Origin of the sequence: Nostoc sp., from assembly GCF_036917775.1 — a bacterium.
Taxonomy (GTDB): Bacteria; Cyanobacteriota; Cyanobacteriia; order Cyanobacteriales; family Nostocaceae; genus Nostoc.
In genome coordinates this window covers 78,239-90,742 of record NZ_JBALEQ010000015.1, presented here as the reverse complement: position 1 = coordinate 90,742, position 12,504 = coordinate 78,239, and the positions used below count along the sequence as shown (strand labels likewise).

The window sequence follows — 12,504 nt, the reverse complement described above, 5'->3', positions numbered from 1 at the left end:
CATTTGCTTGATTTCAAATCATAGTTGCATTACATAGATATCATCAAAATATATATTTTGTATTTAGAAAGTGGCGTTGCTGAATTCAGATATGAAAATGATTTTGTGTGATTTCAAAACCCTTGTATAGACGTTGCATGGAACGTCCATACACCAAGATTAATATATTTAATCAGCAACACTTATAAAGTTGTATAAACACAACTTTATAAGTTATTTATATTCTTAGATTTGCGTTATTGGACTCAATTAATATTATAAAATATGATTTTATTATCAATTAACAAAATATATAAAGTTATTGAAATTGCTGAATTAGTTTATACTTCAAGAAAACATGGGATGACAAAAAATTCAGAAAGTTTTATATATAAAATGTCTAATTATTTAGAAGATTTCAACATCACAGGAAGATGTTCAGTCAAGATACTACATAAATATATTGATGAATTTTCAGAGGAAGAAAAAGTAGAGTTAATAGCTCTGATATGGCTTGGCCGAGGTATATCAAATGGACAGTTAGAAGACTTCCCAAATTTAGTTAAACAATTGGTAGAGCTTATTCCTAAAAATTATAGAAGCATTTATATTATTGAAAAACCCCTTTTAGCAAAAAATCTACGAGATGGGCTTCAAAAACTAGATATTTGTAACTTTTATTCATCCTAAAAAATAGACACGATAAGTTGCAGTCTCTACAAGTGTTTTGGTCTTATCTGAACTCTATTGTATTTTAGCTGTGCCACAGCACTATCTATCTTTTCAAAAATCAAACCGGATTCCTATATCAGCCATTTATTTCACTTGGTTACGTGTAATTTTGCTAAACAATTTTTATCATGACATCCTAACGTTAGAAATCATGTTTGAGTAAGTGGTTGAGTAGTGTATAAGTTGTATAAAATGAGCTAAAAAAATTAAATAATTAAAATAGAGCAGAATTTAGGAGTCAATGGAAAAATCTTATTAGCGAAAATCCAAGATTTTTATCGAAAGAGAATTCAGGAGTCAGAATGGGCTAAACTTTAGCTATCCGCTAACAGAATGAATTCTGTATTACACTTTGAATAGCGGTAGTTGAGCGTAGCCGAAACTCAGTGCATCGCTGCCCTATCGAGGATCTTGATTCTGGCTTCTGAATTCTTCTTCAAGTCACTTTTTCAAAACTAAATTGAAGGAATTTAAATACCCAGTAATAGTTTTAGCTAATGTCTTCTGCTGTTTTTTTGTAGTTATTGCCATGACTTGATATAATCTTCCTTCCGCAACATACATTCTACTTTTAGTGATTTTTCCTCCAGAATTGATGTACTCAATTTCTTTGCCAGGATGATTATTATAACTACGAATATTTCTTTGACTAATTAAATTGCTTTTCGTAGTCTTCAAAGCCATATCTCGTGCATTGTTCAGTACAGCTTGCGGGTCGGTTATTTTACCATAACTATAAGGAAAATCATTGTAAACAACTATGTATGCTACTTCCTGTTTTGGCGGTTGTGCGGCAAATATTTCTAAGGTAATTTCCCCCATATAAGTTTTTTGGAATTCGGTATTTCTGTTGGGTCTTCCCGGCATCAAAATAGTAAAGCGACCATCGGGAGCGGTGTATACCTTCCATTGTGGCTGCACGGTTTTAGAGACGGTTGGTTTGACAACAACCGCCGGAGGTTTAGGTTGACGCGCTTCCACAAGAATAGAACCACCACAGATAAAGGTGGCGGCGATTAATGGCAACAGACTTTTAACTGTCATAAGTTTTACCTTTTGAGATGCTGATCTCACTGATGATGCTAGCTGTTATAACCTAGCAGCGCATAAAGCAGCACCTATTAGCCCCACTTGCGGGTTGAGGATAATATACACAGGTATTTCTTCGAGGAGGCGGCGCATTCTGCCTTTTTGAGTGAAGTTTAATAAGAAACCGCTATTTTGGATTAAGGGGAGAATTTTGGGCGCAATCCCACCAGCAATGTATAAACCACCATAAGGTAGGAGTTTCAGGGCGAGATTGCCGGCTTCTGCACCGTAAGCTTCTATAAATAATTGCAAAGTTTGTTCCGAGAGGCGATCGCGTTTTTCTAGTGCGGCTGCACCAATAGCAGCACCAGGATCAACACTTTTCTCTTCTTGTCCGGCTTCTTGTTCCCAAGTTCTGACGATTTGGGCGATATCTGGTGATTCGGCGGCAAATTTGCGATCGCGCAGAAATTGATAAATTGCCACAATTCCCATTCCAGAAACCACGCGTTCTACAGAAACGCGCTGGATATCATGTTTACCCAACAGGTATCTCAACAGTTGAAACTCGATCTCGTTGCGAGGCGCAAAGTCAGCGTGTCCTCCTTCTGAGGGAAAGACTTGATAGTGGTTCCCCTGCTTAATTAAAAACCCTTGCCCTAAGCCAGTACCAGCACCAATAATTCCAATGGGGGTTTCGGGTTGAGGTTTGCCAACTTGCAACGTCAGCAAGTCTTGTTTTTGTAAACCTGAAATGCCATAGCCAACGGCGGCGAAGTCATTAATCAAAGAAATATGCGAGATACCCAATTCTTCTTCTAAACGTTCGGTATCTAGGAACCAGGCTAAATTGGTCAGTTTGGCAGTATTTTTGACAATGGGGCCTGCGATCGCAAAACAAGCCTTTTCTGGTGTTGACGTATTTGCTTTGGCCAAAAACTGCTGCACAATCGGTACTAAATCAGGAAAATCGGCACTGTGGTAACTTTCCTGATAAATAGTATGTATTGCTGATGAATCTGATGTTTCAACCAATTGCAGAATAGTTTTCGTACCGCCGATGTCTCCTGCTAGTAACAAAGTCATAGAATTTATTGGTGAATTAAATTACTTTTTTTGTAGGACATACCCAACCTACCAGAAGCCATGAACGCAAATCTCTATCAAAGGTTTAAGCAAATCGAACAACTTCTTCTATGTGGGTTAAATGGGAAGTATCTCCCGTTAGTTCTAATAACCATTCTGGATCTTCGCGTACCACTTTAACTAGGGAACATAAAGAAGCCTTAACTTCTGTTTTGGCAATTTCCCCTACTAGCCCCATTGCTCCCCCCAACACAGATGCACCATGTGCTATCAGCAGGATATCATCTGGGAAGAACTCAGTAGCTAAACATCTCGCAGTTTGTCCAGAACGTTCTCGCACTTTTTCGTGAGTTTCAGGATATTTGGCAGCGATGCGCGAAGTGTAGCTGGTGTCAATTCTGGGGAATAACTTTGCTAATGCTGGAGTTGAGAGTCTTTCGGGTTCTTCTGTCATCCAAACTGGATTTAGCCATTCACTCAAACCTGTTTCAAGTTTAATTGGCAAGTTGAGCATTTCTGCGACTGCGTTTGCCGTCTGCACGGTTCGCAGGAAAGGGGAAGCAAAAATATGACCAATATTTTCTTTTTTCAAACGTCTAGCTAACTGTTGTGCCTGTAACATACCATCATCAGACAAGGGTGGATCGTAGCGTCGTTCGGCGGTGAGAAACCAATCGGGGTTTACGAAATCGAGGCGGTTAGCGTGTCTTGCTATCCAGACTATTTGACTCATAAGTTTAATCATTCCGGTGAATAGAATTCGCCGCTAAACAAATATATAGATATCTGCAAGGAGGCCTGCAAATATTAATATAAGACAAAAATCGTAATAATATTTAATAATACTATTAATAAGTAAAAATTATAAGTGCTGTCAATGTAGCTTTTGTTAAAGCCTTTTTAGCCAAGTCTCTAAAGCAATATCGACTAAAAGCTCTAGAGAGTTAGTTCCACTCATAATAAGTTTTTCGTATTTTTCATATATGAATATATACAATTACTTATAATTTTAACCATCCAAATAGTTGCCCTACAGTTAACTGAAAGCCGCTAAATAAATCGGGAACTTGTAATATTTCTTGTTCTTCTTGTAAAAGTTCTGGCTTCTGCTTTGGTGAATAAATTAAAACAGAGCGATCGCCTGGATCAATTAACCAACCTAAACGACTACCATGTTTTAAACAATGTAGAATATTTCCGGTTACTTTAGTCTGGCTTTGATCTGGCGAAAGAATCTCAATTGTCCAGTCTGGATACGTGGGAAAAACATTTGCTACCTCTCCACGTTTATCTAAGGGAATCCGTTCCCAAGCAAACACAGCTACATCAGGGACAATTGAACGTCCGCCAAAAATACAGCGCAATTCTGGGAAAGCAAGGGCAATTTTTCGATTCTCAACTACTTCATTGATAGCACTAAGTAGCTCACCCCGTAATTTGCTATGCTTTCCCTGTGGCATTGGCTTTTGAATAATTTGACCGTTGATGTATTCTGAGCTAGGTTTTGTTTCTGGGAGTTTTAAAAACTCTTCTAAAGTTAGGGGTTTAGTTGGTGATTTTACCATCTGCTTGTACTTCCTAATTTTTTACATACAACAATTATGTATCGTTTAAAATTTTAACTGGGTAAGCACGAATTGCATCATCGACAGTCACAATAGTAAGGTCATGCTGCAAAGCTTGACAAATTAACATTCGGTCAAACGGATCGCGATGGATATTAGGAAGCTTGCTAAGTTGTACAACACTATCCTCTGTTAAAGGAAGACTAGTAATCAAATGCCGCTCACGCTGTATCGGCAGATAAATCTCAGGTGATTGAGGCAAAGGTAATTTGCCTAATTGATACTTAACGGTTACTTCCCAAATAGAAATTATACTGAGATATACATCATTATCAGTATTACGAATAATCTCTATAAACGTATTTGACAAACGGCGATCGCTACTAATAAACCAGAGGAAAATATGGGTATCTAGTAGGAGTTTCATTTCCCCTCAAACTCACTTATAATATTCTCTGGCAGTGGTTCATCAAAATCATCGGGTACAATAAACTCTCCTGCACAGAGTCCGAATGGTCTAGAGAGATCAGGTGCTTTTACCGTCGGTTTAATTTCAGCAATTGGCTTTCCACCACGTATAATTACAAGAGTTTCCCCAGCTTCAACGCGCTGAAGATAGCCTAATAAGTCACGTTTTATTTCATCGACACTAATCCAGTTCATAAGAAATTTATTGGATTATTACTCTACTATAATCATCACCCTAAATAAGCCTTTTTAACTCGCTCATCACTAATTAATTCTGATGCTGCGCCTGATAAAGTTATAGAACCCGCTTCCAAAACATAACCGCGATCGGCAATTTGTAATGCCAAATTTGCGTTTTGTTCAACTAACAAAATAGTTACCCCTGTAGCCCGGAGATTTTCAATAATCGAGAAGATTTCCCGGACGATCGCAGGTGCTAAACCTAAGCTAGGCTCGTCTAAAAGTAAGAGTTGTGGTTTACTCATGACAGCCCGTGCGATCGCTAACATTTGTTGTTCACCACCACTGAGGGTTCCTGCTAGTTGATTGCGTCTTTGTGACAAACGTGGAAATAGCTCAAATTGACGCTGAATATCTGCTTTGATCTCAGCTTGATTGGAGCGAATATAAGCACCCAAAAGTAAATTGTCAAATACTGTTTGCCGCGCTAATACTCTACGTCCTTCAGGACAATGGGCGATACCAAGTTGTACAACCTCGTGAGTTTGGCGGCGAGTAATATTATGTCCATTATATAAAATTACGCCACTCTTAGGATTAACTACTTTAGATATGGCGCGGAGTGTAGTAGTTTTACCAGCACCATTAGCACCAATGAGAGTAACTACCTCGCCCTTTTGAATAATCAAATTAATCTTTTTTAAAGCTTGGATACCGCCATAATTTACATCAAGTTCTTGAACTTCTAAAATTGTATAATTTAATTTACTATCGGCTTTCATCGGCGGTTTAGAGAAATGTTGATTCAAAACCTAACATACATTAATCATACATTTATTAAAACAGTGCGATGCAGAAAAGCCTTGGCGACTTCCAGTCGCGGCTACACAGACTTGTGTTGAGCGGAGTCGAAATACAAAACCCACCTCCGTGTGTTAAAAATCCTTTTGTTTGACCTGAAAAACCAATGCCAGAATACTGCAATCTTTATGATGTACTATTAATTACTGATAAAGATATCAAGCGTCCTGTGGCAAAAGCAGTAGATATTAGTAGCAAACGACTAATTAATTTAGCTCCCGATGCCTGGTTACAGTGGGTGACACAGCGTCCTGAAGTCGTGGCGAAAGAAATTCTCGGTTCTGAATTTCAGTGGATTAGCCGTGAAACAGATGTGTTGGTGAAGGCATACAGTCCTACTCACGGAGATTTTTTAGTATTAAATGAACTACAACTAAGTTACACAAGACAGATTCCTCTACGGATGAGAGCTTATGCTGCCTTGGCACAAGAACGCTACCGATTGCCAACTTATCCAGTACTGATCAATATTTTGCCGCCTCCATCCACCTTAACTATTGTCAATAGTTACGAACAGGAATTTTTGGGATTACGTGCCATCCAAGACTATCGCGTGATTAATTTGTGGGAAATCGATGCTGAAATAGTGTTTCAGCAACCACTACCATCGTTACTACCCTTTGTGCCAATTCTGCAAGGGGGAGGAGAGGTATCAGTTGTGGAACGCGCATTGCAGGCGCTACGAGCAGATGCACAGTTAAACCAATTAGAATCATTGCTGGCATTTTTTGCTAGCTTTGTTTTAGAAACGCCTTTAGTGCAACAAATGATGAAGTGGGATATGGCAATATTGCGAGAATCGCCTTGGTATCACGAGATTGAGCAAAAAGGTATTCAAGAAGGTGCGCGACGACAGTTAATCCGAGTATTGGAACAACGCTTTGGCGAAATTCCCCATGAGGTAGAAGTAAGGCTTGAGGGCAAAAATGTAGAACAATTAGAAATTTTAATGGATAGCGCGATCGCAGTGAATTATTTAGACGAATTTCTCACAATTATATCTGCGTAAATAGTGTACACACTCCTATTAACGGTAAGTGTGGGTTTTTGTACAACTCCTCTACGAAGACAATACGGTAGTATCAAAGAGTTGCTGAAAACCACTTTTAAGGGTGCGTAAGCCCTTTGTGGCTACCCAAATTCAATAAACGACTGCCCAAATTCAATAAACGACTGCCCAAATTCAATAAACGATTGCCCGAATTCAATAAATGACTGCCCAAATTCAATAAACGACTGCCCAAATTCAATAAACGATTGCCCGAATTCAATAAACGATTGCCCGAATTCAATAAACGACTGCCCGAATTCAATAAACGACTGCCCAAATTCAATATAGGAACTTAGCAACTGGAAACAGTTCTAGCTTTTTTTGCTACGTTTGTTTTAGAGAATACGCTCGTTCAAGAAATCATGAGGTGGGATATGTCTGTATTACGTGAGTCACCTTGGTATCAGGAAATTTTGCGCGAAGGGGAAGCACGCGGGGAAGCACGCGGGGAAGCACGCGGGGAAGAACGTGGGAAAGCAAGCGGGGAACTACGAGGAATACTTTCTGCGATTGAAATTAATTTAGAGTTGAAATTTAGCGATCGCGGCTTACAATTAATGCCACAGATTAATCAGATTCAGGATTTGGAGCGTTTGAAGACAATTTTACGAAATGTTGTCACTGCAAATACTATTGAGGAATTGCAACAGATTTTGTAATTCTCAAGTTAGAGCCTGTCAAGAAACAACTTTTACAATTTATTATCTAGAAAGCTTACTGAGAAAGCATTTCTAGCTCAAAAGAGGCAAGGTTGTTACATGACAAGCTCTTAGTCATCATTCATTTCCCAAATAAGCTTCAATTACAGCTGGATCGTTTCTAACGATAGATGGTTCACCCAAAGCAATCAACTGTCCAAAATCTAACACGGCAATGCGATCGCATAAACCCATAACCAAGGGTACATGGTGTTCAATCAGGACAATTGTCAAATTAAACTGTTCTCGCAGACTACGGATAAATTCACTCAGCTGCTGCTTTTCGTTGGGGTTCATCCCCGCCGCAGGTTCGTCGAGAAGTAAGATTTGCGGTTCTAAGGCTAAAGCGCGGGCAATTTCCAGGCGACGCTGATCGCCATAAGCGAAGTTTTTGGCTTTTTCCTCAGCGCGATCGCTCAATCCCACCATTTCTAATAATTGTAAAGCTTTTCGCCTGCTTTTTTTCTCTTCCCGACGCGCTGGTGGTAATCCCAAAACTCCTGTTAATAGATTACTTTTATTATCTAAATGTCGGGCAATTATTACATTTTCTAGCGCTGACAATTCACCAAATAAGCGAATATTTTGAAAAGTCCGAGCAATACCTAAACCTGCAATTTGATGGGGGCGTAATTGGGAAATATTAGCACCTTGATAGCGCAACTCTCCACTAGAAAGGGGAATAAAAGCTGTAATCAAATTAAACAGTGTTGTTTTCCCAGCACCGTTGGGGCCAATTAATCCAAAAATCTCATGTTGATTGACTGTAAAAGATACATTATTCACCGCCACTAAACCCCCAAAACGGCGAGTTAGTGATTTGGCTTCTAAAACAATGTTATTTGTCATTTGTCACTTGTCATTGGTCATTGGTTATTTGTTATCTTGTCTGCTTGGATGTCTTTGAAATTGATTTTATTAATAGCTTTTTACAGTTTTTCAAAATATCTGGAGTTACAAATCCTTGAGGAAAAAATATAGTTCCTAAGACTATTAATATACCATAGATAATTAATCTACCATCCCGTAAAAACTGGGATAACCAATTGGGTAATCCGGCTATATCGGCGATTCTTCGTAAAACAATTTCTAATAAAACTTTTAATACAATCGCACCTACCACCGAACCTAAAAAAGTTCTAGAGCCACCGATTAGCACAATTGTTAAATAGGTAATACTGGCATCAAAAGTACCTTGTCGAGCATTCCAGGTATTGAGAAAATGAGCGCTAATTACACCTACAATTCCAGCAAGCATTGCTCCGAGAGTAAAGGCTAAAACTTTGTAGTATGTGGGGTTTATTCCCATTGCGCTGGCAGCTAATTCATCTTCGCGGATAGCAATGAATGCCCTACCTGTGCGAATGCGTTCTAAACGGTAAAACAATACCATACTAACTAACAGTAATGGTACAGCAATCCACAAATATTCAATTTGGCTTTGGAAAGGTTGAGGAATACTAAAAATTCCTACAGCACCGCCTGTAATATCTAAATTTAAGGATACAACTCGCAATACTTCTACAAAAGCAATAGTTGCGATCGCTAAATAAATTCCCCGTAACCTTAATGCCGGAATTCCCACTATTACAGCTAATATACCGGAGATTAAACCAGCAATCAACATTTCTAATAAAAGTAATGGAATGGGAAATAAATTATTACTAGATGGAAAAACTTTTGTAGATAAAATCGCTGCAATATATCCACCTAAAGCATAAAATCCAGGACTAGCCAAAGATAATTGTCCAGCCATTAGGGGTAAATAAAGCGATAATCCTAATAAAGCCTCCAATACCATGTAGACTATTGGTGATTCATAAGTAGAGAAAAATTCAGACATTGTAAAGTATTTTGATTAAGCTGTTAATATTTGCTCTGCTGTTAACGCCAGTTCAGGAAAAGTTCGTGACACAATTCGTTCGGAACCTCTAAAATATGTGCGTTGATATTTACCCTCAGCATCTAATAGAAAAACAAACACAGTCGGAACTTTGGGATTTCCCAAATCCTCTCTTGAACCAATTGCCAAATAATCTATAATCCAATATTCTGTAATACCTAACCGTTGATATTCATCTAATTTATCAATGTAGTCATCTTCCCAATTAGTTGATGTTACTTCGATCGCTAGCTGGATGGGTTCTTCAAGTGCAGAATAAGCAGAACGATTTGAGCGCCATACATCTTTATCTATGACACTTACATCAGGCTTGCGTCCTTGTTCGATTCCATTGGCAGTTACAGTTCTAAAAACTGCTGTGTTATTAACTACATAATTTAGGTTTAGTCGTCTAATTTCATCATTTAAACCAAACAAAATAAAATTGGCGACATCATCATGATTTCTAGTTGCACGCACTTCTACAATTTCTTCATCCACAAGTTCATATAAACCTTCTTCTGGACACTGTTCCAAAAAATCATCGAAAGTTAATTTTTGTTTGGTGTATGTTTTCATCTCGCTGCGTCTCTTAAACTTTTTGAATAAACCGACGACCTAGCAAGCCTTGGGGTCTAACTAACAACATGATAAATAATATTCCGTAGGCTACAGCTTCTTTGTAACCGGAATATTCTGCCGGCACAAAAGCTTCAACTAATCCAATGAGTAATCCTCCTAAAACTGCGCCGGGAATACTACCTAAACCACCTAAGACTATTACTGCTAAACCCCGCAACCCAAAGGCGATGCCGAAATATGGCCCAGCAATACTAACACTAGAAGCGACTAAGGTTCCTGCTAATCCTGCTAAGAAACTGCTGATGAAGAATGTGAGGATGATAAAACGATCGCTATTAATGCCTAACAAACTAGCTGTAATCGGATCTTCTGCGATCGCCTGCATTGCTTTACCATACTTAGTTCGATTGATAAAGTAGGTAATAATTGCCACAATTGCAACTGATACAGCAAAAATTATTATCTGAACGGTGCGAATAGGAATTTCCTTTTCTGGAGTACCAAAATTAATCGAAGGTGGTAAATTCCCATAAGTATCTGCGGGGTATGTGTAACTTTCTGCACCTACCAAATACTGGATTAAGTTCACAATTACCACTGCTACCCCCAAGCTGGAAACAACAGTTAGCAAGGGATCAGATCCTTGACGGCGTAAAGGTTGAAAAGCAACCCGTTCCATCACTACCCCAATCAGTCCCGCTAAAGTACTTCCTAAAATCAAGGCTATAGCAAATGGTAATTTTATTGGCAAGGCTGCATTAGCTAGCAAGCCATTAAATCCAAAGTTACCACCCATGAGTGCATAAGTGAAATATGCACCCAAGGTAAAAATCGCGCCATGAGCTAAATTAATGATGCCCAAAATTGAATAAACTAAGGTATATCCCAATGCAAAAATTGCATAGATACTACCAATAGATAATCCGTTCAAAAATTGTTGCAGAAATAGAGTGATATCCATGTTGCAACTATTTTATAAATACAAATTTTCCAGTATTTCCATCTTTATCCATCTTAATTTGGGCGACGTAAAATTCTTTTTGAATCACATCACCTACTGGTGTAAAAGCAATCTCACCTAAAGGAGTATCATACTTCCCAGCTAGTATTTGCTTGTTCAATTCTGTCCGCAGTTTATCAAGAGGTAATGTGCTGATTTTGGTTTTTTTATCCAACTCTTTCAGAGCTTCAACATACACCTGCACCGCCGCAAAAGATTGACCTGTAAATTGGGCTGGTTCTTTCTTATATTGATCAATATAGGTTTGGCGAAATACTTTATTAATCTCACCAGGATATTCAGGACTATAAGCTTGAGCAATCAATACACCATCGCAAAGGGCTTTACAGACTGATAAAACATTGGGTGTATTTAGACCATTACCACCAATAATTATGCCTTTATAACCCAGTTCTCGCAGTTGCCGCACTAAGTTACCACCATCAGCAGCTAGCCCCGAAATAATTACTAAATCTGGTTTTAAGTTAATTGCATTGGTAGCTTGGGCTTGAAAGTCTGTATCAGTAGTTTGGAACTTTTGAACTGTTACTACTTCTAGCCCTTGTTCTTTAACTGCTTTTTGAAAAATCTCTGTTTCTGATTTATTAAATGCGTCATTTTGGGCGTAAAAAACTGCCACTTTTTTAATTTGAGGATTCTGCTTGAGTGCAGCTTTCACGGAATTAGGGGCAACTATAGAAACGGGGGCAGATACACGAGCTACATAATCGCCAATTTCGGGAATTCCGTTTGCGGTATTTGATGCTCCAATAACTGGAACTTTCGCACGTTCGGCAATGGGATCAGCACTAAAAGCTTGTTGTGACAAAGTAGGGCCAACAATACCGACAACTTTATCCTTGTTAATTAAAGTTTGAAAAGCGTTAATTGCTCCAGCTTCATCACCGCTTGTATCTTGGGCTATTAATTTAATCGGAGTGCCATTAATACCACCTTTACTATTGAAATACTTCTCGGCAATTCTGGCTCCCACAAATCCCTCTTGACCGAGTAATGCTACATTACTGGTTTGTGCTAAGGCAATACCGATGGGAATCGCACCCGATGTAGTCGTTGTCTGGGCAGTGTTAGTAGTAGTGTTATTCGGAGTGCTATTTGGAGTAGTTGTCACAGAGCTACCGCCACCACCACAGCCTGTTAGTAGCAAAGCGCAAGTTGATAATAATGCTGTTGTCTGAGCGATCGCGTTGTTCATCGTTAAATAATCATGTAGTTATTAGATATTCGGCAAAAGCTCATAGTAATCTTGATAATCTGCAAACCAAATGACGCAGATTTATACTTTTGCACGAATTCTATTAAATCATTCTTATTTCACCATGCAAAGACAAATATTCAAAGTGCTGCTAAATACAAATTATTATAATTAG

General features: G+C 38.6%; 14 protein-coding genes and 1 pseudogene. 3 read left to right on the top strand and 12 right to left on the bottom strand.

Annotation, left to right across the window (positions count from 1 at the left end; genetic code table 11):
• Positions 1–264 precede the first annotated feature (264 nt).
• A complete protein-coding gene (locus V7K69_RS02015) occupies positions 265–669 on the top strand; it encodes a DUF3775 domain-containing protein (protein ID WP_335030928.1) in 405 nt (134 codons plus the stop codon).
• A 483-nt stretch (positions 670–1,152) separates the two neighbouring features.
• Here V7K69_RS02015 and V7K69_RS02010 read toward each other — a convergent pair whose 3' ends face one another.
• From V7K69_RS02010 to V7K69_RS01980, 7 genes are all read right to left on the bottom strand, one after another.
• Entirely contained in the window at positions 1,153–1,755 is a 603-nt protein-coding gene (locus tag V7K69_RS02010) for a hypothetical protein (RefSeq protein WP_335030926.1), read from the bottom strand.
• A 45-nt stretch (positions 1,756–1,800) separates the two neighbouring features.
• Positions 1,801–2,826, bottom strand: coding sequence for a glucokinase (locus tag V7K69_RS02005; RefSeq protein ID WP_335030924.1), 1,026 nt, complete (start codon positions 2,824–2,826; stop codon positions 1,801–1,803).
• Between the two features lie 85 nt (positions 2,827–2,911).
• Positions 2,912–3,559, bottom strand: a complete 648-nt coding sequence (locus V7K69_RS02000; protein WP_335030922.1) for a histidine phosphatase family protein — start codon at positions 3,557–3,559, stop codon at positions 2,912–2,914.
• Positions 3,560–3,827: 268 nt separating this feature from the next.
• On the bottom strand, positions 3,828–4,391 hold the full coding sequence (locus tag V7K69_RS01995) for a Uma2 family endonuclease (protein ID WP_335030920.1): 564 nt from the start codon (positions 4,389–4,391) through the stop codon (positions 3,828–3,830).
• Positions 4,392–4,425: 34 nt separating this feature from the next.
• Positions 4,426–4,818 carry a type II toxin-antitoxin system VapC family toxin gene (locus tag V7K69_RS01990; RefSeq protein WP_335030918.1) on the bottom strand — a complete coding sequence of 131 codons (393 nt, stop codon included), beginning with the start codon at positions 4,816–4,818 and terminating at the stop codon, positions 4,426–4,428.
• Positions 4,815–5,054 (bottom strand): type II toxin-antitoxin system Phd/YefM family antitoxin, encoded by a 240-nt coding sequence (locus tag V7K69_RS01985; RefSeq protein WP_118169736.1) that lies wholly within the window; start codon positions 5,052–5,054, stop codon positions 4,815–4,817. Before V7K69_RS01985 ends, V7K69_RS01990 begins: the two co-directional genes overlap by 4 nt.
• A 35-nt stretch (positions 5,055–5,089) precedes the next feature.
• Complete coding sequence (locus V7K69_RS01980) at positions 5,090–5,821, bottom strand: ABC transporter ATP-binding protein (protein ID WP_335031019.1); 732 nt, start codon at positions 5,819–5,821, stop codon at positions 5,090–5,092.
• A gap of 248 nt (positions 5,822–6,069) precedes the next feature.
• Here V7K69_RS01980 and V7K69_RS01975 point away from each other — a divergent pair, with 248 nt between their 5' ends.
• Together V7K69_RS01975 and V7K69_RS01970 are read left to right on the top strand one after the other, a co-directional pair.
• Complete coding sequence (locus V7K69_RS01975) at positions 6,070–6,909, top strand: Rpn family recombination-promoting nuclease/putative transposase (RefSeq protein ID WP_335031017.1); 840 nt, start codon at positions 6,070–6,072, stop codon at positions 6,907–6,909.
• Between the two features lie 338 nt (positions 6,910–7,247).
• A pseudogene (locus V7K69_RS01970) lies at positions 7,248–7,610 on the top strand (transposase); the annotation flags it as partial.
• Positions 7,611–7,727: 117 nt separating this feature from the next.
• On the opposite strand, the gene V7K69_RS01965 reads toward V7K69_RS01970, so the two are convergent.
• From V7K69_RS01965 to V7K69_RS01945, 5 genes are read right to left on the bottom strand one after another with little or no spacing between them, the layout of a single operon-like run.
• Positions 7,728–8,498: an ABC transporter ATP-binding protein gene (locus V7K69_RS01965; protein ID WP_335030915.1), complete on the bottom strand. Its 771-nt coding sequence runs from the start codon at positions 8,496–8,498 to the stop codon at positions 7,728–7,730.
• Positions 8,499–8,529: 31 nt separating this feature from the next.
• Entirely contained in the window at positions 8,530–9,492 is a 963-nt protein-coding gene (locus V7K69_RS01960) for a branched-chain amino acid ABC transporter permease (RefSeq protein ID WP_335030913.1), read from the bottom strand.
• 15 nt (positions 9,493–9,507) lie between these two features.
• A complete protein-coding gene (locus tag V7K69_RS01955) occupies positions 9,508–10,110 on the bottom strand; it encodes a Uma2 family endonuclease (protein WP_335030911.1) in 603 nt (200 codons plus the stop codon).
• A 13-nt stretch (positions 10,111–10,123) separates the two neighbouring features.
• Positions 10,124–11,074, bottom strand: coding sequence for a branched-chain amino acid ABC transporter permease (locus tag V7K69_RS01950; RefSeq protein WP_335030910.1), 951 nt, complete (start codon positions 11,072–11,074; stop codon positions 10,124–10,126).
• Between the two features lie 7 nt (positions 11,075–11,081).
• A complete protein-coding gene (locus V7K69_RS01945) occupies positions 11,082–12,329 on the bottom strand; it encodes an ABC transporter substrate-binding protein (protein ID WP_335030908.1) in 1,248 nt (415 codons plus the stop codon).
• Positions 12,330–12,504 lie beyond the last annotated feature (175 nt).